The sequence below is a fragment of the Pseudomonas sp. B5(2017) genome (assembly GCF_002112825.1).
Classification (GTDB): Bacteria; Pseudomonadota; Gammaproteobacteria; order Pseudomonadales; family Pseudomonadaceae; genus Aquipseudomonas; species Aquipseudomonas putida_Z.
In genome coordinates this window covers 223035-247544 of record NZ_NEIR01000008.1, presented here as the reverse complement: position 1 = coordinate 247544, position 24510 = coordinate 223035, and the positions used below count along the sequence as shown (strand labels likewise).

The window sequence follows — 24510 nt, the reverse complement described above, 5'->3', positions numbered from 1 at the left end:
ACGACAATGTCTTCACGTAAATTCGGCCTGAACCTGGTCGTGGTCCTGGCCATCGCCGCGTTGTTCACCGGGTTCTGGGCGCTGATCAACCGCCCGGTCTCCGCCCCCGCCTGGCCAGAACAGATCTCTGGATTCTCGTATTCACCGTTCCGTCTGGGCGAAAGCCCGCAGAAGGGCCAGTACCCCAGTGACGACGAGATGCGCCAGGACCTGGAGCAGTTGAGCAAACTGACCGACAGCATCCGGATCTACACCGTGGAGGGTACCCAGGCGGATATCCCGCGCCTGGCCGAGGAATTCGGCCTGCGGGTGACGCTGGGCATCTGGATCAGCCCGGACCTGGAGCGCAACGAACGCGAAATCGCCACAGCCATCCAGCTGGCCAACACCTCGCGCAGCGTGGTGCGGGTTGTGGTCGGCAACGAGGCACTGTTCCGCGAAGAAGTCACCCCGGAAAACCTGATCAAGTACCTGGACCGGGTACGCGCAGCGGTCAAGGTGCCGGTGACCACCAGTGAGCAGTGGCACATCTGGAAGGAAAACCCGCAGCTGGCCAAGCACGTCGACCTGATTGCCGCGCACATCCTGCCGTACTGGGAGTTCGTGCCGATGAAGGATTCGGTCGAGTTCGTGCTCGACCGCGCCCGCGAACTGAAGCACCAGTTCCCGCGCAAACCCCTGCTGCTGTCGGAAGTCGGCTGGCCGAGCAACGGCCGCATGCGCGGCGGCGCCGATGCCACCCAGGCCGACCAGGCCATCTACCTGCGTACCCTGGTCAACACCCTCAACCGCCGTGGTTACAATTACTTCGTCATCGAGGCCTACGACCAGCCGTGGAAGGCCAGTGACGAAGGCTCGGTCGGCGCCTACTGGGGCGTGTACAACGCCGAGCGCCAGCAAAAATTCAACTTTGACGGCCCGGTGGTGGCGATCCCGCAATGGCGCGCCCTGGCGGTGGCCTCGGTGGTGCTGGCGATGATTGCCCTGATGGTGCTGTTCATCGACGGTTCGGCCCTGCGCCAGCGCGGCCGCACCTTCCTGACCTTCATCACCTTCCTGTGCGGGTCGGTGCTGGTATGGATCGCCTACGACTACAGCCAGCAATACAGCACCTGGTTCAGCCTGACCGTGGGCGTGCTGCTGGCCCTCGGCGCGCTGGGCGTGTTCATCGTGCTGCTGACCGAGGCCCACGAACTGGCCGAGGCGGTATGGATACACAAGCGCCGGCGCGAATTCCTGCCGGTGCAGGCCGACAGCGCCTACCGGCCCAAGGTGTCGGTGCATGTGCCGTGCTACAACGAGCCGCCGGAGATGGTCAAACAGACCCTAGATGCCCTGGCCGCGCTGGACTACCCCGACTACGAAGTGCTGGTGATCGACAACAACACCAAGGACCCGGCCGTGTGGGAGCCGCTCAAGGCCCATTGCGAGAAGCTCGGCGAGCGCTTCAGGTTCTTCCACGTCGCGCCCCTGGCCGGTTTCAAGGGCGGCGCGCTGAACTACCTGATCCCGCACACCGCCAAGGACGCCGAAGTGATCGCGGTGATCGACTCGGACTACTGCGTCGACCGCAACTGGCTCAAGCACATGGTGCCGCACTTCGCCGACCCGAAGATTGCCGTGGTGCAGTCGCCGCAGGACTACCGCGACCAGCACGAAAGCGCCTTCAAGAAGCTGTGCTACAGCGAGTACAAGGGCTTCTTCCACATTGGCATGGTCACCCGCAACGACCGTGACGCGATCATCCAGCACGGCACCATGACCATGACCCGGCGCAGCGTGCTGGAAGAGCTGGGCTGGGCCGAGTGGTGCATCTGCGAGGACGCCGAACTGGGCTTGCGGGTATTCGAGAAGGGCCTGTCGGCCGCCTATGCCCACAACAGCTACGGCAAGGGCCTGATGCCCGACACCTTCATCGACTTCAAGAAGCAACGCTTCCGCTGGGCCTACGGCGCCATCCAGATCATCAAGCACCACGCCAGCGCCCTGCTGCGCGGCAAGGGCAGCGAGCTGACCCGCGGCCAGCGCTACCACTTCCTGGCCGGCTGGCTGCCATGGATCGCCGATGGCATGAACATCTTCTTTACCATCGGCGCGCTGCTGTGGTCGGCGGCGATGATCATCGTGCCGCACCGGGTCGACCCGCCGCTGATGATCTTTGCCATTCCGCCGCTGGCACTGTTCTTCTTCAAGGTCGGCAAGATCATCTTCCTCTACCGCCGCGCGGTAGGGGTGAACCTGAAGGATGCCTTTGCTGCGGCGCTGGCCGGGCTGGCGCTGTCGCATACCATTGCCAAGGCGGTGCTGTACGGGTTCTTCACCAGCAGCATGCCGTTCTTCCGCACACCGAAGAACGCCGACAGCCACGGGCTGCTGGTGGCGATTTCCGAGGCGCGGGAAGAGCTGTTCATCATGTTGCTGCTGTGGGGCGCAGCGCTGGGCATCTACCTGGTACAGGGGCTGCCGAGCTCGGACATGCGCTTCTGGGTGGCGATGTTGCTGGTGCAGTCGTTGCCTTATGTGGCGGCGCTGGTGATGGCGTTCCTGTCTTCGCTGCCCAAGCCAGGGGAAAAGGCCGTCGAGGCGCAGCAGGCTTGAGAATGGCGGGGGGGCGCTTTGCGCCCCTATCGCGACACAAGGCCGCTCCTACAGGGGATCGCATCCCGTCAGATATGGCGAGATCGCCTGTAGGAGCGGCCTTGTGTCGCGATGGGCCGCAAAGCGGCCCCATCGGCCTGACGGTTTGATATAAGATAACGCCCCTCAGATTTCCCCGCCTTGCCTTGCCCCGGAGTCCCCCATGACGGCCCCTGCCGAGCTCTCGCCTACCCTTCAACTGGCCTGCGACCTGATCCGCCGCCCCTCGGTCACCCCCGTCGACGCCGACTGCCAGGCGCAGATGATGAACCGCCTGGGCGCCGTGGGCTTCCAGCTCGAGCCGATGCGCTTCGAGGACGTCGACAACTTCTGGGCCACCCACGGCAGCCAGGATGGCCCGGTGCTGTGTTTTGCCGGCCACACCGACGTGGTACCGACCGGCCCGGTGCAGCAATGGCAGCATGAGCCGTTCGAAGCGCTGATCGACGCCGACGGCATGCTCTGCGGCCGTGGCGCCGCCGACATGAAAGGCAGCCTGGCCTCCATGGTGATTGCCAGCGAGCGCTTCGTGCAGGACTACCCGGACCACCGCGGCAAGGTCGCGTTCCTGATCACCAGCGACGAGGAAGGCCCGGCCCACCATGGCACCAAGGCCGTGGTCGAGCGCCTGAAAGCACGCAACGAGCGCCTGGACTGGTGCATCGTCGGCGAACCCTCCAGCACCACCCTGCTGGGTGACGTGGTCAAGAACGGCCGCCGTGGCTCGCTGGGCGCCAAGCTGACCGTGCGCGGCAAGCAGGGCCATGTGGCCTACCCGCACCTGGCGCGCAATCCGATCCACCTGGCCGCACCGGCCCTGGCGGAACTGGCGGCCGAGCACTGGGACGAAGGCAATGCGTTCTTCCCGCCGACCAGCTTCCAGATCTCCAATCTCAACTCCGGTACCGGCGCCACCAACGTGGTACCGGGCGAGCTGACCGCACTGTTCAACTTCCGCTTCTCCACCGAGTCCACCGTCGAAGGCCTGCAGGCGCGGGTGTCGGCTATCCTCGACAAGCATGAACTGGACTGGTCGATCGACTGGGCGCTGTCGGGTCTGCCGTTCCTCACCGAACCGGGCGAACTGCTGGACGCCGTCTCGGCCAGCATCAAGGGCGTCACCGGCCGCGACACCCAGCCGTCCACCAGCGGTGGTACTTCCGATGGCCGCTTCATCGCCACCATGGGCACCCAGGTGGTCGAGCTCGGCCCGGTCAACGCCACCATCCACCAGGTGGATGAGCGGATCCTGGCCAGCGACCTCGATTTGCTGACCGAAATCTATTACCAGACCCTGGTCCGGTTGCTCGCCTGATGCTCGCCTGCCCTCTTTGCCAGGCACCGCTGAGCCGGCTCGACAACGGTGTGGTGTGCCCGGCCGGCCACCGCTTCGACCGCGCCCGCCAGGGTTACCTGAACCTGCTGCCGGTGCAGCACAAGAACAGCCGCGACCCGGGTGACAACCAGGCCATGGTCGAAGCCCGCCGCGATTTCCTCGACGCCGGCCACTACGCGCCGGTGGCGCGCCGCCTGGCCGAGCTGGCCGCCGAGCGCCAGCCCGGTGCCTGGCTGGACATCGGCTGTGGCGAGGGTTACTACACCGCGCAGATCGCCCAGGCGCTGCCGGCCGCCGACGGCTACGCCCTGGACATCTCCCGTGAGGCGGTCAAGCGTGCCTGCCGCCGCGCGCCCGAGGTTACCTGGATGGTCGCCAGCATGGCCCGCGTGCCGCTGGCCGACGCCAGCTGCCAGTTCATCGCCAGCGTGTTCAGCCCGCTGGACTGGGCCGAGGCCAAGCGCCTGCTCAGCCCCGGCGGCGGCCTGATGCGGGTCGGCCCCACCAGCGGCCACCTGATGGAGCTGCGCGAAGTGCTCTACGATGAAGTACGCCCTTACGCCGACGACAAACACCTGGCCCTGGTCCCCGAAGGCATGGCCCATGCCCACAGCGAAACCCTGGAGTTCCGCCTGAGCCTGGCCGCGCCCAAGGCCCGCGCCGACCTGCTGGCCATGACCCCGCACGGCTGGCGTGCCAGTGCCGAAAAGCGTGCCCGGGTGATCGACCAGCCCGAGCCGTTCGAGGTCACGGTTTCCATGCGTTATGACTATTTCGTGCGCCAAGACTGAGCACACCCGGAGCCCTTATGCGCCAACCTGATATCGAGATCTACCTGAAGGACGCCGACGTCGACCACAAGCAGATTGCCGAGTGGCTCGCCCAGGCAATCGGCCCATGCAGCGAATGGAAGCAGAAAGGCCATACCTTCAAATGCCAGGCCGGTAACATTCCGGTCACCTGGTTACCCAAGGCTGTAGGGAAATGGAACAGCCTGTACCTGGAAAGCGACCAGACGCCGTGGGCCGATGACGTTGCCTGCGCCCGCGCCGCATTCGCCGCACTGGGCGTGGAAGTGCGCTGCGCGCCAGGTGGCTGGGTGGAGGAAGATGGGGAAGAAGATGCCGACCGCTGGGTCCGCATCAGTGCCGACGGTGAAGAGGAAATCACCTGGCGCACCGGAGGTTGATTCCTGTAGGAGCGGCCTTGTGTCGCGAAGGGCCGCAAAGCGGCCCCCTGACAATGGCGGCACGGCACCTGTTGCCGGGGCCGCTACGCAGCCCTTTCGCGACACAAGGCCGCTCCTACACAGGCCGCGTCAGCCGGCCATTACAGCAGAGGCTCAGAGGCCTACCACGTCCTCGGCTTGCAGGCCTTTCTGGCCCTGCACGCAGGCGTATTCCACCCGCTGTCCTTCGACCAGGGTACGATGCCCCTCACCGCGGATCGCCCGATAGTGGACGAATACATCCGCACCACCTTCGCGCTGAATGAAGCCATAACCCTTGGCATCGTTGAACCACTTTACATTCCCAGTCTCACGAGACGACATCTGAACTACTCCGGATTTTTATTGTGAAGATCGCCTTGCAGACACAGAGTCCCTCCCTGTGTCGACGCCGCTTGCGCAAATATCTTGCAAGTGGCAGGCCGAGTATATGACACAGAACAAAAAAATTTGATGACCGTCGCGCCGTTCGGCGATTTTTGCTGAACTTGCGCGGATACGGCAGACTAATTGGCTGGATACCCACCTGAAAACCACACCCAGGGCACACACCCCATGACCCGTTCCCCCCTGCGCCGCCTGATCTTCGGCGCCCTGCGTCGCCTGTTGTACCTGTGGGTGCGCTCCGAGACCATCAACCAGTCCTCCCTCACCCTCAAGCTCGACCGCAGCCGCCCGGTGTTCTATGCCCTGCCCTCGCCCGCGCTCACCGACCTGGCCGTGCTCGACCATGAATGCACCAAGGCAGGCCTGCCGCGCCCGGTGCTGCCGGTGGCGGTTGGCCCGCTGCAGGAACCGGCGGCGTTCTTCTACCTGACCCCGGACCCGGACTGGCTCGGCCGCCATGACAAGCGCGGCGCCCCGCCTACCCTGGAGCGCCTGGTCGCCGCCGTCAGCCAGCACGCCGAAGAGGATGCGCAGATCATTCCGGTCAGTGTGTTCTGGGGCCAGACCCCGGCGAGTGAATCCAGCCCGTGGAAGTTGCTGTTCGCCGACAGCTGGGCGGTTACCGGGCGCCTGCGCCGGCTGCTGACCGTGCTGATCCTCGGGCGCAAGACCCGGGTGCAGTTCTCCGCACCCATCCACCTGCGCGAACTGGTACAGCACAACAAAGGCCACGAGCGCACCGTGCGCATGGCCCAGCGCCTGATGCGCGTGCACTTTCGCAACCTCAAGACCGCCGTCATCGGCCCGGACATCTCGCACCGGCGCAACCTGGTCAAGGGCCTGATCCACGCGCCCCAGGTGCGCCAGGCCATCGTCGATGAGGCGCAGCGCGAAAACCTGCCGCTGGCCAAGGCCGAAGCCCAGGCTCTGCGCTATGGCAACGAAATCGCCTCGGACTACACCTACACCGCCATCCGCTTCCTCGAAGTGGTGCTGAGCTGGTTCTGGAACAAGATCTACGACGGCATCAAGGTCAACCACATCGAGCAGGTGCAAGGCATCGCCCCCGGCCACGAAGTGATCTATGTGCCGTGCCACCGCAGCCATATCGACTACCTGCTGCTGTCGTACCTGCTGTTCCGCAACGGCCTGACACCGCCGCATGTGGCTGCGGGCATCAACCTCAACATGCCGCTGGTGGGTAACCTGCTGCGCCGTGGCGGTGCCTTCTTCATGCGCCGCACGTTCAAGGGCAACCCGCTGTACACCGCGGTGTTCAACGAGTACCTGCACACCCTGTACACCAAGGGCTTCCCGGTCGAGTACTTCGTCGAAGGCGGCCGCTCGCGCACCGGGCGCATGCTGCAGCCGCGCACCGGGATGCTGGCCATTACCCTGCGCAGCTTCCTGCGTTCGTCGCGCACGCCGATCGTGTTCGTGCCGGTGTACATCGGCTACGAGCGCGTGCTCGAAGGCCGCACCTACCTGGGCGAGCTGCGCGGTGCCAGCAAGAAGAAAGAGTCGATCTTCGATATCTTCAAGGTGTTCGGCGCGCTCAAGCAGCGCTTTGGCCAGGTATACGTGAACTTCGGTGAGCCGATCCGCCTGGCCGGCTTCCTCGACCAGCAACAGCCCGGCTGGCGTGAACAGGACCACGGCCCGCAGTACCGCCCGGCCTGGCTCAACGCCACTACCACCCGCCTGGGTGAAACCGTGGCCCGCCACCTCAACGAGGCGGCCGCGATCAACCCGGTCAACCTGGTGGCCCTGGCGCTGCTGTCCACCAGCCGCCTGGCCCTGGACGAGCGCGCCCTGACCCGCGTGCTCGACCTGTACCTGGCCTTGCTGCGCCAGGTGCCCTACTCACCGCACACCACCCTGCCGGACGGCGACGGCCAGGCGCTGATCGAACACGTGCGCGGGATGAACCTGGTGGCCGAGCAGAAGGACGCCCTGGGCCGCATCCTGTACCTGGATGAAGGCAACGCGGTACTGATGACCTATTACCGCAACAACGTGCTGCACATCTTCGCCCTGCCGGCGCTGCTGGCCAGCTTCTTCCTCAGCAGTTCGCGCATGAGCCGCGAACTGCTGGGCCAGTATGTGCACGCGCTGTACCCCTACCTGCAGGCCGAACTGTTCCTGCGCTGGACGCCGGAGCAACTGGATGCGGTGATCGACCAGTGGCTGACCGTACTGGTCGAGCAAGGGCTGCTGCGCCAGGACAACGACACCTACATTCGCCCGGCACCCAGCTCGCGGCAGTTCGTGTTGCTGACCCTGCTCGCCCGCACCATCACCCAGACCCTGCAGCGCTTCTACATGGCCACCTCGCTGCTGCTGAACAGCGGCCAGAACAGCCTCAGCGCCGAAGAACTGGAAGACCTGTGCGTGATGATGGCCCAGCGCCTGTCGATCCTGCACGGCCTGAACGCCCCGGAGTTCTTCGACAAGACCCTGTTCCGCCACTTCATCCAGACCCTGCTCGAGCAAGGCGTGCTGCATGCAGATGCCCAGGGCAAGCTGGGTTATCACGACAAGCTCGGCGAGCTGGCCGAAGGCGTGGCCAAGCGCGTGCTGTCGGCGGAACTGCGCCTGTCGATCCGCCAGGTGGCATTGCACCGTGAAGACGGGCTGGAAACTTCCACCATCTGAGGCTTTATCAGCCGGGAAAATCCGCTAAAGTCCCTGGGGTTGGCCAAAAGCCAACGCCAAGGACTTCGGAGATACCATGAAAAAGCTCTTTATGCTGTGTTGCGCATCCTTGCTCGCAGCCTGTTCCAGCCACGCCCCGTCCAACCAGGCCAGCCTGGATGGCGAAGTCTTCTACCTGCAGCGCAGCGCCCTGCCACCTGCCGCCACCCTCAGCGTGGAACTGCAGGACGTCTCGCTGATGGACGCCCCGGCGGTGACCCTGGCCCGTCAGGCCGGCCCGGTCAAAGGCAACGTACCGCTGCCGTTCCACCTCACCTACGACCCGGCCCAGGTCAAGCCCGGCCACCGCTATGCGGTAAGCGCGCGCATCGAGCTGGACGGCAAGCTGCTGTTCATCAACACCGAACACCACGGCGTCATGCTCGACGGCAGTGACCCACAGCCCGTGCGGATCAAGGTCGATCCGGTCCGCTGACCCCCGTATTCATCTGTTTACAAGGAAAGCTTCATGATCCGCACTTCCCTGCGCTTCACCACCCTGTGTGCCGGCCTGCTACTGTCGGCCAGTGCCCTGGCCCTGTCGCTTGGCGATCTGACCCAGAAAGATGCCACTGGCGGCCTGAAGGATGCACTGACCCAAGGCGCACAATTGGCCGTCAAGCAGCTGAGCACCCCGGGCGGCTTCAGCGACAACCCCGACGTGCGCATCGAACTGCCTGGCAACCTGGGCAAGGCCGCCAAGGCGATGAAGATGTTCGGCAAGGGTGAACAGGTCGAAGCCCTGGAAACCAGCATGAACAAGGCCGCCGAGGCTGCCGTGCCGCAGGCCCAGGCGATTCTGGTAGATGCCGTGAAGAACATGAGCGTGACCGATGCCAAGGGCATCCTCAGCGGCGGTGACGACTCGGCCACCCAGTACCTGAACAAGAGCAGCCGCGAGCAGATCCGCGCCAAGTTCCTGCCGATCGTCAAGCAGGCTACCGACAAGGTTGGCCTGGCTCAGCAGTACAACAACTTTGCCGGGCAGGCCGTGGCGTTGGGTGTGGTCGATGCCAAGAGCGCCAGCATCGAGAACTACGTGACTGAAAAGGCACTGGATGGCCTGTTCGAAATGATTGCCAAGCAGGAGCAGAGCATTCGCCAGAACCCGGCTGAGGCGGCTACCAGCCTGGCCAAGAAGGTCTTCGGCGCCCTCTGAGGGCCCCCTGGGGGCTGCTTTGCAGCCCATCGCGACACAAGGCCGCTCCCACATTGATCGGCGAATGCAGGACCTTTGTAGGAGCGGCCTTGTGTCGCGATAGGAGGGCAAAGCCCTCCCCTGCGGTCTTCAGCCCTTCTTCACCCTGAACCAGGCCGCATACAACGCCGGCAAGAACAGCAGGGTCAGCACCGTGGCCACGATCAACCCGCCCATGATCGCCACCGCCATCGGCCCGTAGAACACACTGCGCGACAAAGGAATCATCGCCAGCACCGCTGCCAGTGCGGTCAACACGATCGGGCGGAAGCGCCGCACCGTGGCTTCGATGATCGCCTGCCAGCGCTCCAGCCCCGCCGCGATGTCCTGCTCGATCTGGTCCACCAGGATCACCGAGTTGCGCATGATCATCCCCGCCAGGGCAATGGTGCCGAGCATGGCGACAAAGCCGAACGGCTGGCGGAACACCAAAAGGAACAAGGTCACGCCAATCAGCCCCAGCGGCGCGGTGAGGAACACCATCACCGTGCGCGAGAAGCTGCGCAGCTGGATCATCAGCAAGCTCAGCACCACCACCACGAACAGCGGCATGCCGGCATTCACCGACTTCTGCCCGCGCTCGGAGTCCTCGACCGTGCCGCCCACTTCCAGCAAATAGCCATCCGGCAGCTTGGCGCGGATATCATGCAGGGTAGGCTCGATTTGCTTCACCAGCGTCGCCGGCTGCTCCTTGTCGTATATATCGGCGCGCACGGTCACCGTCGGCAAGCGGTTACGGTGCCAGATGATGCCTTCCTCGAAGCCGTACTCCAGGGTCGCAACCTGCGACAGCGCCACGCTCTGGCCATTGTCGGTCGGCAATGCCAGGCTGCCGAGGTTGCCCAGCTCGTTGCGTTCCTGCCGGGTGCCGCGCAGCAGGATCTCGATCAGCTCGTTGTCCTCGCGGTACTGGCTGACCGTGGTGCCGGTCAGCGAGCTTTGCAGGAAGCTCGACAGGTGCGCGGTGCTCACGCCCAGGGCGCGGGCGCGGTCCTGGTCGATCTCGAGGAACACCGCCTTGCTCGGCTCCTCCCAGTCCAGGTGAACGTTCACCACATGCGGGTTCTGGCGCACCTTGTCGGCCACCTCGCGGGCCAGCGCACGGGCCTTCTCGATGTGCTCGCCAGTCACCCGGAACTGCACCGGGTAACCCACGGGCGGGCCGTTTTCCAGGCGAGTGACCCGGGCACGCAGGTCGGGGAACTGCTGGTCCATGGTGCTGATCAGCCAGCTGCGCAGGCGCTCACGGTCTTCCATCGACTTGGCCAGTACCACGAACTGGGCGAAGCTGGCCGCCGGCAGCTGCTGGTCCAGCGGCAGGTAGAAACGCGGCGAACCGGTGCCCACATAGGCCACGTAGTTGTCGATTCCCTCCTGCTGCTTGAGCAACGCCTCCAGTTGCTTGACCCGCTCGGCGGTGTTGGCCAGCGAGGCACCCTCGGCCAGTTTCAGGTCGACCATCAACTCCGGGCGCCCGGAGGCCGGGAAGAACTGCTGGGGCACGAAACGGAACAGCAGGATACTGCCGACAAAGGCGGCAATGGTCAGCAGGATCACCGTCTTGCGCCGCCGCACGCACCACTCCACCACACGCCGCACACGTTGGTAGAACGGTGTGGCGTAAGGGTCTGGCGCGTGGCCGTCCTTGCCATGGCGCGCGGCATGCAGCTTGGCCAGGTCCGGCAGCAGGCGCTCGCCCAGGTAAGGCACGAATACCACTGCGGCCACCCAGGAGGTCAGCAAGGCAATGGTCACCACCTGGAAGATCGAACGGGTATATTCGCCCGTACTGGAGGCTGCCGTGGCGATGGGCAGGAAGCCCGCCGCCGTGATCAGGGTGCCGGTGAGCATCGGGAAGGCGGTGCTGCTCCAGGCGTAGCTAGCCGCCTTGAGGCGGTCGTAGCCCTGCTCCATCTTGATCGCCATCATCTCCACGGCAATGATCGCGTCATCGACCAACAAGCCCAGGGCCAGCACCAGCGCGCCAAGGGAGATCTTGTGCAGGCCGATGCCGAAGTAGTGCATGGCGGCGAAGGTCATGGCCAGCACCAGCGGGATGGCCAGCGCCACCACCAACCCCGTGCGCAGGCCCAGCGAGAAGAAGCTCACCAGCAGCACGATGACCAGCGCCTCGACCAGCACCTGGACAAACTCGCCCACGCCAGCCTTGACCGCCGCCGGCTGGTCCGAGACCTTGCGCAGCTCCATGCCGGCCGGCAGGCTGCGCGCCAGGCGTTCGAACTCGCTTTCCAATGCCTTGCCCAGCACCAGAATGTCGCCGCCGTCCTTCATCGACACCGCCAGGCCAATGGCATCCTCGCCCATGAAGCGCATGCGCGGTGCGGGTGGGTCGTTGAAACCGCGGTGCACCTCGGCCACATCGCCGATACGGAAGGTGCGGTCCCCCACGCGGATGGGGAACTGGCGAATCTGCTCGACGCTGTCGAAGCGCCCGCTCACCCGCAGTTGCAGGCGCTCGCTGGGCGTTTCGAAGAAGCCGGCGGTGCTGACCGCATTCTGCTCCTGCAGGGCCTGCTGCACGGCCTCCAGCGGCACGCCGAGGGTGGCCAGCTTGAGGTTGGACAGCTCGATCCAGATTTTCTCGTCCTGCAGGCCGATCAGCTCGACCTTGCCCACGTCCTTGACCCGCTGCAACTGGATCTGGATACGGTCGGCATAGTCCTTGAGCACCGCGTAGTCGAAGCCCTCACCCGTCAGCGCATAGATATTGCCGAAGGTGGTGCCGAACTCGTCATTGAAGAACGGGCCCTGGATTTCCGGCGGCAAGGTGTGGCGGATGTCCGCGACCTTCTTGCGGATCTGGTACCACAGCTCGGGGATGTCCTTGGAATGCAGCGAGTCGCGGGCCATGAAGGTGACCTGCGATTCGCCCGGGCGGGAGAACGAGACGATCCGCTCGTACTCGCCGGTTTCCATCAGCTTCTTCTCGATGCGCTCGGTGACCTGGCGCGACACTTCCTCGGCAGTGGCACCGGGCCACAGGGTACGGATGACCATGGCCTTGAAGGTGAACGGCGGGTCCTCGCTCTGGCCGAGCTTGGTGTAGGACATGGCGCCAATGGCCGCCAGCAGGATCATCAGGAACAGGACGATCTGGCGGTTGCGCAGCGCCCAGGCAGAAAGGTTGAAACCCATCGGGACTTACTCCTTGGCCGTCAGGTTCACTACGCGGTTGGTACGGTCCACGGGGCGTATCTCCTGGCCCTCGCGCAATACATGGCCACCTGCGGCGACAACCCAGTCGCCGGGGGCGAGGCCTTCGAGCACGGGCACGCTGTCGGCGCCGTAGGGCCCCAGGCGCACCACTGCCCGCTCCAGGCGGCTGTCCTTGTTGACCCGCCAGACGTAGGCCTGGCCGTTTTCCGCAGTGACTGCCGACAGCGGCACCGCCAGCGGGACCAGCCCTTCGTGGGCGATGAACACCCGGGCGCTCTGGCCCAGCTCCGCCGGCGTGGCGGCCGTGATAAAGGCGATGCGGGCAGCGAAGGTGCGCGAACGCGGGTCGGCCGCCGGTGACAACTCGCGGATACGCCCCTGGAAGCGCTCTTGCGGGTGCGACCACAGCTCCACGCTCACCGGCTGGCCCACGGCGAAGCGGGCGAACTGCTGCTCCGGCAGGCCGATGGCCACTTCCCGCTCGCCATCGGCGGCCAGGGTGAACACGGTCTGCCCTGCGGCGACCACCTGGCCCACTTCCACCTGGCGCTTGGCGATCACCCCGGCCTGGGGTGCGCGCAGCACAGCATATTCAGCCTGGTTGCCAGCCACGTCGAACTCGGCCTTGGCCTGTTTCAGCCGGGCCAGGCCGGCGCGGTAGAGGTTTTCGGCGTTATCGAACTGGGAATGGCTGACCATCTGCCGGTCCAGCAGCTTCTGGTAGCGATCGCGCTCGGCGCGCACCAGCGACAGGTTGGCCTCGGCGGCCGCCAGCTGGGCACGGTTGGCTTCCAGTTGCAGGCGCACATCCTGCGGGTCCAGCTCGGCCAGCGGCTGGTCGGCCTTGACCCGCTGCCCTTCCTCGACCAGGCGCTTGCTGACCTTGCCGCCAATGCGGAAAGCCAGTTCCGGCTCGAAGCGCGCCCGCACTTCGCCGGGGTAACTGTCGGCAGCGGCTTCGGCCGGCTGCGGCTGCACCACCAGCGCCGGGCGCGGCGCTGCGGGTGGGGCGGCTTCCTGGCCGCACGCCGCCAGCAACAGCACGACAGCGGCGGACAGAGCGATGGACAAGGCATGGCGCAACATGATGAATCCTTTCGCGGAGGGCACATTCAATATTTGTACTGGAGAGTATATTAAGTCAGGCAACGGATGCCGGGAAGAGGCGGCAAAGATCTGGACGGTGGAATACCAGCCGCTGAAGCACCCGAACACGGGCAATCCTGACGATGCCGTCAATCTGCTGAACAAGGTGTTCATCGGCACCACCGGCACGGAACCGGTCCTGACCGTCGATGAAACGGACCTGACGACCGACGCCACGCAAAGCTTCGCCGCCAACTTCACCTCGGCCTTCGGCAACGATGGTGCCGGTACGCTCACCTACGCCCTGCGCGTGGTGACGGGCACCTCTGGCCTGACCGACACGGCCACCGGCTCGGCTGTCAACCTGTCGCTCAATGGCGCCGTGGTGGAAGGCCGTTCGCCATCGGCAACCATCTGGTGTTCACCGTCAGCCTCGCCAGCAACGGTTCCGTTACCCTCAACCAGCTTCGCGCCATCGTGCACCCCGACACCAGCAACCCCGATGACTCGAAGACCCTGACCGCCAACAACCTGGTGACCTTGACCGCGACCAAGACCGACGGAGATCGTGTTCTTCTCCGCCAAAGCACTCGCCTCGACGGCGAATCCTCGGCCAGTACGATGCCAAGCGCGCTGCCTCGATGGCCTGGGCAACGGGGACGGTCTCGTACACCCCCTTGAGCACCAGCACTTTCATTCCGCCAGTGCGCGCGAGTTCGGCAACTACCCCGAGCGGGTCCAGCGCATCTGGGAACCGTCAATTTTTTGCCATGCGTCGGGCTTTTGCTGCACTCGATCTCCTACCTCACTGTCGATCAGCTTTTCGCTGACAAACAGCAGGTTTTGCCCGCAGGCTTTAGCCGGATGGCGCCTGACCCGTTAAGATGGTGTTTCTTCAACCAGATGCAGACCACAATGTCCAACGACGCCCCCATCGGCCCGGGCCGGCCCAAGGATCTGGCCAAACGCGAGGCGATTCTCGAAGCAGCCAAGGCCTTGTTCCTCAGCCTTGGCTACGCCAACACCAGCATGGATGCGGTCGCTGCGGCGGCAGGTGTTTCAAAGCTCACCGTATACAGCCACTTCACCGACAAGCAGACGCTGTTCTCCTCGGCGGTCATGGCAACCTGCCAGATCCAGTTGCCCGACCTGCTGTTCGAGTACCCCGAGGGGGCGCCGGTGGAAGAGGTGCTGCTGACCATTGCCCGTGGCTTCCAGGCGCTGATCAGCAGCGATGAAGCGGTCAAGCTCAGCCGCCTGATCATGGCCCAGGGCAGCCTGGACCCGAGCTTTGGCGAGTACTTCTACGAAGCCGGGCCCAAGCGCGTGCTGGCGGGGATGGAAGCTTTGCTGCGCGGGGCGCACGAGCGCGGGCTGCTGCGCATCGACAACCCGCTGCGTGCGGCGGAGCACTTCTTCTGCCTGGTCAAGGGCGCACCGGATTACCGGTTGCTGCTTGGGTGCGTGGGGCCGCTGGAGGGGGATGAGGCCGAGGCGCATGTGCGCGAGGTGGTAGGTGTGTTCCTGCGGGCATTCCAGCCCTGAGATCAGGCTGTCTGTGCGGGCCTCTTCGCGGGTAAACCCGCTCCCACAGGGTCGATGTGATCTTGAAGTTTGTACAGCACCTGTGGGAGCGGGTTTACCCGCGAAGATGCCCGAACAGGCATAGCCAAATCAGGCCTTGAGGGCCTTCTTCGGGTAAATGTCATACCGGCTCGACTTGCCCTCCAGGCTGTGGCTCGGCTTCGGCCCGTCGATGATCGGCGCCTTGCGCGGCCGCTTCACCACCACCCGGTGGCTGGCCAGCGCCAGGGCAGCTTCGAGCAGGGCCGGGGCATCCAGGTCATCACCCACCAAGGGCCGGAACACACGCATTTCTTTCTTCACCAGTGCACTCTTGTCCCGGTGCGGGAACATCGGGTCGAGGTAGATCACCTGTGGCGCCTCGCCTTCCCAGGCGCGCATGCGCTCGATGGCGTTGCCGGTCAGCAGGCGCATGCGCCCCACGATCGGCCCCACCTCTTCATCCGACCGCGCCCGCGCCAGGCCATCCTCCAGCAATGCGGCAATCAGCGGCTGGCGTTCGATCAGGGTCATCTGGCAGCCCAGGCTGGCCAGCACGAACGCATCCTTGCCCAGCCCGGCAGTGGCATCCAGCACCTGCGGACGCACGCCTTGGGCAATGCCCACCGCCTTGGCGATCATCTGCCCGTTGCCACCACCGAACATGCGCCGGTGCGCGGCCTGGCCTTCGACGAAGTCGACCCGCACCGGCCCCGGGGCCTGCGGGCCCAATTGCTGGATCTGCAAGCCATCAACGCCCACCTGCACGGCAAACCCGGCAGCATCGTCCAGCAGCGGCAATTCAAGGCGCTGTGCCCATGCAGCGGCTTGCGCCTCGAATTCAGCCGACAGCGCCTCGACCCGGATACCTGTGCCCTGCTCTTCCATCATTCACACCTAGAAATTGAACCCAGCCGTTAATGTATCGGCTACTTCGGCCGATACAGGCAATATCCCGCTATTCTGCCAGAGCACAACGCGCGCGACTGCCATGTCAGATACTCTTCCCATCGGCTTGACCTACCTGTCGCCTGTCGGCAACTACAGTCAGCACAACACCCAGGCACTCGGGGGCGTCAGCCACCTGTGGCAGGATTTTTTTGCCCGGGCCATGGCCGAGCAGCAGGAAGAGCCGGTAGACAGCGTCAGCCAGTCGTTCGTGCAATACGACCAGAGCAGCGGCGAGCCGATCGGCGGCGCCCGTGCGCTGGCCCTGATCGACGCCCAGCGTGCCTGCCCGGTACACGACACCGAGGTGGCACCGCCCGAGCCACTGTTCCTGCCCAAAGCAGAACTCGAAGCCAACCTGCTGCCGCCCGCCCCCGAGCCGTTCAGCGCAGTCGAGTTGATCGAGCAGCAGCGCCAGCTCGACATCAGCAACAGCTGGCTACGCCCGGTGGTGATGAGCCAAGGTCACCCGATTGCCGAACCCGGCCCCGGTCCTACCCCACGCTCGCTGTTCCTGCCGATCGCCGAGTTCGAGACCAACCTGCTGGACCCGGCGCCCGAACCGTTCGATGACGCCACCCTGGCCAAGCAGCAGACCGACCTGGAGTTCGACATCCACTGGGCACGCCCGGTGGTGCTGAACAACGTGCGCGCCCACGCCTGAACGCGCCCACGCTCAACGACAGATCTGCCAGCGGCCCATGTCCACATGAAAGTGGTTGTGGTGTGCAGCGTTGTAGTCCGGCCCCAGTACCGTGCTGAAGCTGTCACAGGCCGCCTGCTGCACCTCGCGAAGGAATTCCGCTTTCTGCCCGCCCGCCTGCCAGTCCCGCGCAAGGACGATGCGCTGGCCGTCCTGCAGGCGAAAGCCACTGATGTCCAGGGCATCGGCCGTGGCGTGCTGGCTCAGCCGGCCCTGCTTGCGGTGGTAGACATTGCGGCAGGCAAAACTGCCCAGGTGGTCGACCTGAGCCACCGGCTGCCCCAACACCCGTTGCGCCACAGGCTGCAGGCCATGGTTTTCGAACAGTGCATACGCCACTGCCAACGGACAACTGGCCAGGAAGCTGCCGCCGAGCCGCGCCTGACCACCGTCGATACGCCATACGTTCCGCAATGGGCAGTCGGCAGCAGCCGAACTGTCGGCTTGTGCCCGGTAGCGCAGCTGGCTGGTTTGAAGTGCCAGGCGACACAGCGTCGGGTCATCACGAAGGCGGGACAGCTTGTAGGGGGTCAGCAGGTTGGGGGGCTGACGCACGTCCAGCGGCGCCCACGGGTTCCACGCGGCGGGCAGCCGCCAACCCAGGTGCCAGGCCAGCCCCGCAAGCACCGACAGGCCGGCCAGCAACGCCAGCACGGCCTTCATCAACGGCGGAACAGGTCGTTGAGTTGGGCGAACGGCAGCGCCTGCTCACCGTAGCCGAAGGTGCCCTCATCGCGAATCTCCAGCGCGGCCCGGTGGAAGGCCCCCAACGCGGCACGGGCAAGCGACGAGCCGACGCTGATGCGGCGTACACCCAGGTCTTGCAACTGGTTGACGCTCAGCGGCACGCCCGCCATGCCCATCAGCACATTCACCGGCCGCGGCGCGACGGCCTGCACCACCGCGCGGATTTCCTCGACAGTACGCAGCCCGGGCGCATAAAGCACATCAGCCCCAGCCTCGGCATAGGCCTGCAGGCGCAGGATGGTGTCGTCCAGGTCCATGCGCCCGTGCAGCAGGTTCTCTGCCCGGGCGCACAGGGTGAACGGGAACGGCAGGCTGCGTGCGGCCTGCACGGCTGCGCGCACACGCTCTACTGCCAGCCCGAAATCATAGATCGGCGTATCGCTGTGACCACTGGCATCCTCGATAGAGCCACCCACCAAGCCGACTTCGGCGGCCCGCAGAATGGTCTGGGCGCAATCTTCGGGCAGGTCGCCAAAGCCGTTCTCCAGGTCAGCGGCCACCGGCAAGGGGGTAGCGTCGACAATCTCGCCAGCATTATCGAGGGTATCGTCCAGGCTCAAGGCGCCTTCGGCGTCCGGACGGCCCAGGCTGAAAGCCAGGCCGGCACTGGTGGTGGCCAGCGCCTCGAAGCCCAGGCTGGCCAGCAACTTGGCCGAGCCAGCATCCCACGGGTTGGGGATGACGAAGGCGCTGTCACGCTCGTGCAGGGTCTTGAAGGCTTCGGCTCGCAGGGTTTGCACATCCATGGTTCAACCTCCGGCAGTCAGGGAAAGGTCAGAGTAGCCCCAGTTGTTCGACCTCGGGGGTGCGCGGCAATTCCGGCAACGCGGCAAGGCCCGGCAGGCGCTGCATCAGGCGTTGGTGAAAGCGCTGGGCCAATGCCGCTGCCAGGCGGTTGTCCGAGGTGTGCAGGAAGATGTAGGGGTTGCGGCCTTCCTCGATCCAGGCGGCGACCTTGTCCACCCAGGGGGTAAGAAAGGCCTCGTTGGCCTCCAGCTGCGGGTGGCCGATGAAGCGCACCTGCGGGTGCTGGCTGAAGGCTGCCGGGCGTGGCGGTACCTTGGGCTTCTTCGCCTGCGCATGCAGCACGGCGGGGTCACGGGAGGTGCAGCTGAACAAGGCACGCGGGTCGAGGCAGATACGCTCCACGCCACGCTCATGCAGCAGGCGGTTGAGCAACCGCTCTTCTTCACCCTTGGCGAAGAAGGCCTGGTTGCGCACCTCCACGGCCACCGGCACTCCGACTTCGTCAAGGAAGTGGCAAAGCTCGCCCAGCCGTGCGGGGCTGAACTGGGCCGGCAACTGCAGCCAGTACGGCGCTACGCGCTGGCCCAGCGGGGCCATCAGGCGGGTGAAGTCAAAGGCCGGTTCCAGCTGATCGCGCAGGTCGCCTTCATGGCTGATGTCCCGGGGGAACTTGGCAGTGAAGCGGAAGTGTTCGGGCATGATCTGCGCCCAGCGCGCAATGGTGCCGGGTGCGGGGCGTGCGTAGAAAGTGGTATTGCCCTCGACGGCGTTGAACACCTGGCTGTAGTAGCCGAGCATTTCACTGCTGTTGGCGTCGGCGGGATACAGGTAGTCGCGCCAGGCGTTTTCGCTCCATGACGGGCAACCGAGAAAATAAGGCAGTGCTGATGGACTCATCCACTAAATGTACAGGTCGAGCCCCAGTACTTCCATGTCCCAGTCGGTGAAACCGGCGGTGCTCAGGTAGCTGGCCAATGCGGTAGCGGTGCGGCGGTCACGGGCGCGGGGGAAGATCATGTCCTGCTGGCGGGCTGGCAGGCCACCGCTGCGACGGCGGGCGGTGGCTTCCTGAGGGGCGGTTTCGACCTCCTCGATCACCTCGGCATCATCGATGGCCTCGTCACGCACCGCTGCCTTGCGTGGGGTGCGCTTGATCGGGTAGGACTGCGATGAGAAACCGTCGATACGCATGGCATGAGCACTCAGAACCAATGATGGCAATTTAGCAGCATCAGGGTTCCATCGCTAATGCTCGAGTGATAACTGGACCACAGATCGCGCAAAAGGTTTTAGTGTCATCGGCGATAACCGACGAACAACACTCAGCGCTTCTTGGGTGTCGCTACATTATCGCGCAGGTAGACCGGTTGTGCCTGTTCGGCAACGATCGCCTCGCCGCGTGCCCAGGCAAAGCTGGCCAGGCTGAGGATGTCCAGGGCGTTGGGCAAGGCACTGGCATTGCTGGCTGCCACCTGCACCGCCAGGCGCTCGGCATAGCCCCAACCGGTACCGGCACCGAACCACTCGCCAGCGCTGCCCGCCGGCAGCGCCACCTGCTCGGGCGGCAGCACTGCCTCCTGGCCGACCAGGCGCATTTCGCCTTCGGTGGCCTGGTAGCAGCCCCAATACACTTCATCCATGCGCGCATCGATGGCGGCCGCCACTTGCTGCACGCTGTGCTCGCGCAGCGCGCCCTGGGCCAGTGCGGCCAGGTTGGACACCGGCAAAACCGGGCGCTCCAGGGCGAAGGCCAGGCCCTGGACCACACCGATGGCAATGCGCACGCCGGTGAACGCGCCCGGGCCACGGCCAAAGGCGATGGCATCCAGCGCATTCAGCGCCACGCCGGACTCGGCCAGCAGCTGCTTGATCATCGGCAGCAGCTTCTGGGCATGCATGCGCGGGATCACCTCGTAATGGCTGGTTACCTTGCCGTCATGCAGCAGTGCGACGGAACAGGCTTCGGTGGCGGTATCCAGGGCCAGGAGGGTGGTCATCGAACGGGTATCCAGGTACTAGGGGGAAAAGAGCGGCAGTATAGAGCAGCAGCGGCGTTGTGTCCGCAAGGGGCAGCTGTACGGCCATTGCCCGCTCGGCTGGCGCGGTCCCTGTAGGAGCGGCCTTGTGTCGCGATGGGCCGCAAAGCGGCCCCAGCAATTTTCGCGGCGAAGCTGAGTTTTTGGGGCCGCTGCGCGCCCCATCGCGACACAAGGCCGCTCCTACAGGGATCGCATGTGGCAACAGGGCCACAAACGACAACGGCCCGCAAGCGGGCCGTTGTCGAGGTGCGTCGGGCGCTGGATCAGCTCAGGGCTGCCAGGACCTTGGCGGTGATGGCTTCGACCGAGCCAACGCCTTCGATGTGGCTGTACTTCGGCTTGCCGGCATTGGCGGCGGACAGCTTCTGGTAGAAGTCCACCAGTGGCTTGGTCTGGCTGTGGTAGACCGACAGGCGATGGCGAACGGTCTCTTCCTTGTCGTCATCACGCTGGATCAGGTCTTCACCCGTCTCGTCGTCCTTGCCTTCCACTTTCGGCGGGTTGTACTGAATGTGGTAGGTGCGGCCCGAGGCCAGGTGCACGCGGCGGCCAGCCATGCGGCCGACGATTTCCTCGTCGTCCACGGCGATTTCCACGACGGCGTCGATGTCGACACCGGCAGCGACCATGGCTTCGGCTTGCGGGATGGTACGTGGGAAGCCGTCGAACAGGCAGCCCTTGGCGCAATCAGGCTGGGCGATGCGCTCCTTGACCAGGCTGATGATCAACTCGTCGGAGACCAGCTGGCCGGCATCCATGACTTTCTTCAGCTCCAGGCCCAGCGGGGTACCGGCCTTGACGGCGGCACGCAGCATGTCACCGGTGGAAATCTGGGGGATACCGAACTTTTCGGTGATGAACTTTGCCTGAGTACCTTTACCGGCCCCGGGAGCTCCCAGCAGAATTACGCGCATCTCGTGCTCCTCAAATTTTTTTATGAAATTCAATGGATTCGGCGACCAGGGCCAAGTCCGGAAAATCGGGTATGACCATAAATCGGTCAGAAGGCTGCTCAAGATACACAGCGCCCGGCAGCCAGACAAGCGTCCCAAAGTTGCAGGAATGCGCCACCTACGGCTGGCCTGGCAGGCGGTTGCGCCCGGCGCAACCACCCTCTTCGCCCACTTGCATCCCCCGCACGGCACCTGCCCTGTGCGCCCCGGGCCTACCCTCAGCCGGTGTTGCGCAGGCCGGCTGCAATACCCGCCACGGTCACCAGCAAGGCCTGCTCCAACGGGCTGTCCAGAGCGGCTTCGCGGCTGCGCGAGCGGGCCAGCAACTCGGCCTGCAGGCGGTGCAACGGGTCCAGGTAGGTATTGCGCAGGCTGATGAATTCCAGCGTCTCGGGGCTGTGCGCCAGTAGCACCGGCTGCCCGGTAAGGCCCAGTACCACCTGGCACGACTGCGACAATAGGTCGCGCAGGTGCGCACCCAAAGGCAGCAGGTGCGGTTGCACTAGACGTTCGTCGTAGGCCTCGGCGATCTGCGCATCGGCCTTGGCCAGCACCATCTCGAGCATGTCGATGCGGGTGCGGAAGAACGGCCATTGCTCGCGCATCTGCGCCAGCAGTTCACCCTGGCCACGGGCCAGGGCATTGTTCAATGCCGTTTCCCAGCCAAGCCAGGCCGGCAGCATCAGGCGGGTCTGGGTCCAGCCGAAGATCCAGGGGATGGCCCTCAGGCTTTCGATGCCACCGGCGCGACGCTTGGCCGGGCGGCTGCCCAGCGGCAGGCGCCCAAGTTCCTGCTCCGGGGTGGACTGGCGGAAGTACTCGACAAAATCGGGGTTCTCCCGCACCACGCCGCGGTAGGCCTTGACGCCATCAGCGGCCAGTTGGTCCATCACCTCCCGCCAGGCCGGCTGCGGTGGGGGCGGTGGCAACAAGGTGGCTTCGAGCACGGCGGCCAGGTACAGGTTCAGGTTCTGCTCGGCGATGCCCGGCAAGCCGAACTTGAAGCGGATCATCTCGCCCTGCTCGGTGGTACGGAAGCGCCCCGCCACCGAACCCGGTGGCTGCGACAGGATCGCCGCGTGGGCCGGGCCGCCGCCGCGGCCTACCGTGCCGCCACGGCCGTGGAACAGCAGCAACTCGACCTGGTGCTCGGCGCAGATACGCACCAGGTTTTCCTGGGCCCGGTACTGCGCCCAGGCTGCAGCCGTGGTACCAGCGTCCTTGGCCGAGTCGGAATAGCCGATCATCACTTCCTGCGGGCCGCGCAGGTTGGCGCGGTAGCCTGGCAGGCCGAGCAGGCGCTGCATCACCGGGCCGGCATTGTCGAGGTCGGCCAAGGTCTCGAACAGCGGCACCACGCGCATTGGCCGAGTCAGGCCGGCCTCCTTCAGGAGCAGCTGCACCGCCAGCACATCCGAGGCAGCACCGGCCATGGAGATGACGTAAGAGCCCAGCGAGGCGGCTGGTGCAGCGGCAATTTCCCGGCAGGTGGCCAGCACCTCGGCGGTATCGGCCTGCGGCTTGAAGTGCGCGGGCAGCAGTGGCCGGCGGTTTTTCAGCTCGGCCTGGAGGAACTCGATGCGCTGCTCTTCATCCCAGTCGGCATAGCGCCCCAGGCCCAGGTAGTCGGTAATCTCGCTCAACGCATCACGGTGGCGGGCGGCGTCCTGGCGCACGTCCAGGCGCCCCAGGAACAGGCCGAAGGTCACGGCGCGGCGCAGGCAGTCGAGCAACGGGCCTTCGGCGATCACACCCATGCCGCAGGCGTGCAGGGACTGGTAGCACAGCTCCAGCGGCGCGATCAGGTCGCGGTTGTCGACCAGCACCTCGGCGCTGGCCGGCTGGCTGCTGGTCAATGCCGAATGCGCCCAGGCGCGCGTCGCCCGCAGGCGATCGCGCAGTTGCTTGAGCAGGGAGCGGTAGGGTTCGGCGCTATCGCCGACCCGCTCACGCAGGGCATCGTCGGCCTGCTGCATGGACAACTCGGACGCCAGCGCATCGATGTCGCGCAGGAACAGGTCGGCAGCCATCCAGCGCGCCAGCAGCAGGACTTCGCGGGTGACCGCTGCGGTCACGTTGGGGTTGCCATCACGGTCACCGCCCATCCACGAGGCGAAGCGGATCGGCGCCGCCTCCAGCGGCAGGCGCAGGCCGGTAGCCTCCAGCAGGGCCTTGTCGACCTTGCGCAAGTGGCTGGGGATGGCGTGCCACAGCGAATGCTCGATCACCGCAAAGCCCCACTTGGCTTCGTCCACCGGCGTCGGTCGGGTGCGGCGGATTTCTTCGGTGTGCCAGGCCTCGGCGATCAGCCGGCGCAGGCGCTCGCGCACCTGCTGGCGTTCGGCCGGGGTCAGGTCGCGGTGGTCCTGGGCAGCCAGTTGGCCGGCGATGGCGTCGTACTTCTGGATCAGGGTGCGGCGGGCCACTTCGGTGGGGTGCGCAGTGAGCACCAGCTGGATGTCGAGCTTGGCCAATTGCCGGGCCAGGGCATCATTGCTGTGCCCGGCCTGCTTCAGGCGCGCCAGCAGCTCGGGCAGCACCCGGGCCTCGAACGGCTCGGGCTGGTCGGCGTCGCGGCGGCGGATCAACTGGTACTGCTCGGCCATGTTGGCCAGGTTGAGGAACTGGTTGAAGGCCCTGGCCACGGGCAGCAAGTCTTCATCGGCCAGATCCGCCAGGGTCGAGCTCAGTTGCTCGCCGGCAACGCGACGGTCGGCCTTGGCACTGTGGCGGATGTCCTCGATCTTCTGCAGGAACGCCTCGCCATGCTGCTGGCGAATGGTATCGCCGAGCAGCTCACCCAACACATGGACATCTTCACGCAAACGCACATCGATATCGGTCATTGGCCCTCTCTCCGGCGCGGCTCTGGCGCATTGCATCCCTTTTTCAGCCTTTACGCGATCCCCTGTGGGAGCGGGTTCACCCGCGAAGCATCCAGCGCGGTGCCTGGCACCGGCTGCGCCGGTGTTCGCGGGTGAACCCGCTCCCACAGGGGGGCGCGGTATTCGCCCCAAGAGTGCCCACAGCCAGGCACCGATGGCAAGCCGTGATCGGCCAAAGCAAA

At 65.3% G+C, this 24510-nt stretch carries 20 protein-coding genes and 2 pseudogenes; 10 read left to right on the top strand and 12 right to left on the bottom strand.

Annotation, left to right across the window (positions count from 1 at the left end; translation table 11 throughout):
* Nucleotides 1-6: 6 nt before the first annotated feature.
* The 4 genes from CAG00_RS14730 (at nt 7) to CAG00_RS14715 (ending at nt 5162) form a co-directional block, all read left to right on the top strand.
* Complete coding sequence (locus CAG00_RS14730) at nt 7-2598, top strand: glycosyltransferase (RefSeq protein WP_075043974.1); 2592 nt, start codon at nt 7-9, stop codon at nt 2596-2598.
* Nucleotides 2599-2800: 202 nt separating this feature from the next.
* A complete protein-coding gene (dapE, locus tag CAG00_RS14725; protein ID WP_085587666.1) occupies nt 2801-3952 on the top strand; it encodes a succinyl-diaminopimelate desuccinylase in 1152 nt (383 codons plus the stop codon).
* Nucleotides 3952-4764, top strand: coding sequence for a putative RNA methyltransferase (locus tag CAG00_RS14720; protein ID WP_025337963.1), 813 nt, complete (start codon nt 3952-3954; stop codon nt 4762-4764). The genes dapE and CAG00_RS14720 overlap by 1 nt, the downstream gene beginning before the upstream one ends.
* Before the next feature lie 17 nt (nt 4765-4781).
* On the top strand, nt 4782-5162 hold the full coding sequence (locus CAG00_RS14715; protein WP_039614802.1) for a hypothetical protein: 381 nt from the start codon (nt 4782-4784) through the stop codon (nt 5160-5162).
* Between the two features lie 153 nt (nt 5163-5315).
* On the opposite strand, the gene CAG00_RS14710 is transcribed toward CAG00_RS14715, so the two are convergent.
* A complete protein-coding gene (locus CAG00_RS14710; RefSeq protein WP_003252255.1) occupies nt 5316-5525 on the bottom strand; it encodes a cold-shock protein in 210 nt (69 codons plus the stop codon).
* 231 nt (nt 5526-5756) lie between these two features.
* On the opposite strand from CAG00_RS14710, the gene plsB reads away from it, so the two are divergent.
* The 3 genes from plsB to CAG00_RS14695 all read left to right on the top strand — a co-directional run bounded on the left by plsB (nt 5757) and on the right by CAG00_RS14695 (nt 9441).
* On the top strand, nt 5757-8243 hold the full coding sequence (gene plsB / locus CAG00_RS14705) for a glycerol-3-phosphate 1-O-acyltransferase PlsB (protein ID WP_085664588.1): 2487 nt from the start codon (nt 5757-5759) through the stop codon (nt 8241-8243).
* A gap of 76 nt (nt 8244-8319) precedes the next feature.
* A complete protein-coding gene (locus tag CAG00_RS14700) occupies nt 8320-8718 on the top strand; it encodes a YbaY family lipoprotein (RefSeq protein ID WP_085664587.1) in 399 nt (132 codons plus the stop codon).
* 33 nt (nt 8719-8751) lie between these two features.
* The gene (locus CAG00_RS14695) at nt 8752-9441 is read left to right on the top strand and encodes a DUF4197 domain-containing protein (RefSeq protein ID WP_085664586.1); all 690 of its coding nucleotides are present in this window, start codon (nt 8752-8754) and stop codon (nt 9439-9441) included.
* A gap of 129 nt (nt 9442-9570) precedes the next feature.
* Here the strand turns inward: CAG00_RS14695 and CAG00_RS14690 are convergent, their stop codons facing one another.
* Together CAG00_RS14690 and CAG00_RS14685 are read right to left on the bottom strand one after the other, a co-directional pair.
* Nucleotides 9571-12636: an efflux RND transporter permease subunit gene (locus tag CAG00_RS14690; RefSeq protein WP_025337956.1), complete on the bottom strand. Its 3066-nt coding sequence runs from the start codon at nt 12634-12636 to the stop codon at nt 9571-9573.
* Between the two features lie 6 nt (nt 12637-12642).
* Nucleotides 12643-13743: an efflux RND transporter periplasmic adaptor subunit gene (locus tag CAG00_RS14685; RefSeq protein WP_085664585.1), complete on the bottom strand. Its 1101-nt coding sequence runs from the start codon at nt 13741-13743 to the stop codon at nt 12643-12645.
* Nucleotides 13744-13915: 172 nt separating this feature from the next.
* On the opposite strand from CAG00_RS14685, the pseudogene CAG00_RS14680 reads away from it, so the two are divergent.
* Nucleotides 13916-14310 (top strand): annotated as a pseudogene (locus CAG00_RS14680) (DUF5801 repeats-in-toxin domain-containing protein); the annotation flags it as partial.
* Between the two features lie 38 nt (nt 14311-14348).
* On the opposite strand, the pseudogene CAG00_RS29065 reads toward CAG00_RS14680, so the two are convergent.
* A pseudogene (locus tag CAG00_RS29065) lies at nt 14349-14497 on the bottom strand (DNA-binding response regulator); the annotation flags it as partial.
* Nucleotides 14498-14646: 149 nt separating this feature from the next.
* Between CAG00_RS29065 and CAG00_RS14670 the strand changes: the two are divergent.
* Complete coding sequence (locus CAG00_RS14670; protein ID WP_085664584.1) at nt 14647-15288, top strand: TetR/AcrR family transcriptional regulator; 642 nt, start codon at nt 14647-14649, stop codon at nt 15286-15288.
* A gap of 129 nt (nt 15289-15417) precedes the next feature.
* On the opposite strand, the gene CAG00_RS14665 is transcribed toward CAG00_RS14670, so the two are convergent.
* On the bottom strand, nt 15418-16194 hold the full coding sequence (locus CAG00_RS14665) for a class I SAM-dependent methyltransferase (RefSeq protein ID WP_085664583.1): 777 nt from the start codon (nt 16192-16194) through the stop codon (nt 15418-15420).
* 103 nt (nt 16195-16297) lie between these two features.
* Between CAG00_RS14665 and CAG00_RS14660 the strand changes: the two genes are divergently transcribed.
* Complete coding sequence (locus CAG00_RS14660) at nt 16298-16918, top strand: hypothetical protein (protein ID WP_025337950.1); 621 nt, start codon at nt 16298-16300, stop codon at nt 16916-16918.
* 12 nt (nt 16919-16930) lie between these two features.
* Here CAG00_RS14660 and CAG00_RS14655 read toward each other — a convergent pair whose 3' ends face one another.
* The 7 genes from CAG00_RS14655 to ppc all read right to left on the bottom strand — a co-directional run bounded on the left by CAG00_RS14655 (nt 16931) and on the right by ppc (nt 24289).
* A complete protein-coding gene (locus CAG00_RS14655) occupies nt 16931-17620 on the bottom strand; it encodes an extensin family protein (RefSeq protein WP_085664582.1) in 690 nt (229 codons plus the stop codon).
* On the bottom strand, nt 17620-18450 hold the full coding sequence (locus CAG00_RS14650) for an oxaloacetate decarboxylase (RefSeq protein WP_085664581.1): 831 nt from the start codon (nt 18448-18450) through the stop codon (nt 17620-17622). The genes CAG00_RS14655 and CAG00_RS14650 overlap by 1 nt, the downstream gene beginning before the upstream one ends.
* 28 nt (nt 18451-18478) lie before the next feature.
* The gene (locus CAG00_RS14645; RefSeq protein WP_085664580.1) at nt 18479-19348 is read right to left on the bottom strand and encodes a DUF72 domain-containing protein; all 870 of its coding nucleotides are present in this window, start codon (nt 19346-19348) and stop codon (nt 18479-18481) included.
* A 3-nt stretch (nt 19349-19351) separates the two neighbouring features.
* On the bottom strand, nt 19352-19642 hold the full coding sequence (locus CAG00_RS14640) for a hypothetical protein (RefSeq protein ID WP_025337946.1): 291 nt from the start codon (nt 19640-19642) through the stop codon (nt 19352-19354).
* A gap of 131 nt (nt 19643-19773) precedes the next feature.
* Complete coding sequence (tsaB, locus tag CAG00_RS14635) at nt 19774-20448, bottom strand: tRNA (adenosine(37)-N6)-threonylcarbamoyltransferase complex dimerization subunit type 1 TsaB (RefSeq protein WP_085664579.1); 675 nt, start codon at nt 20446-20448, stop codon at nt 19774-19776.
* 305 nt (nt 20449-20753) lie between these two features.
* The gene (gene adk / locus CAG00_RS14630) at nt 20754-21404 is read right to left on the bottom strand and encodes an adenylate kinase (RefSeq protein WP_003259830.1); all 651 of its coding nucleotides are present in this window, start codon (nt 21402-21404) and stop codon (nt 20754-20756) included.
* A gap of 257 nt (nt 21405-21661) precedes the next feature.
* On the bottom strand, nt 21662-24289 hold the full coding sequence (gene ppc, locus CAG00_RS14625) for a phosphoenolpyruvate carboxylase (RefSeq protein ID WP_085664578.1): 2628 nt from the start codon (nt 24287-24289) through the stop codon (nt 21662-21664).
* Nucleotides 24290-24510 lie beyond the last annotated feature (221 nt).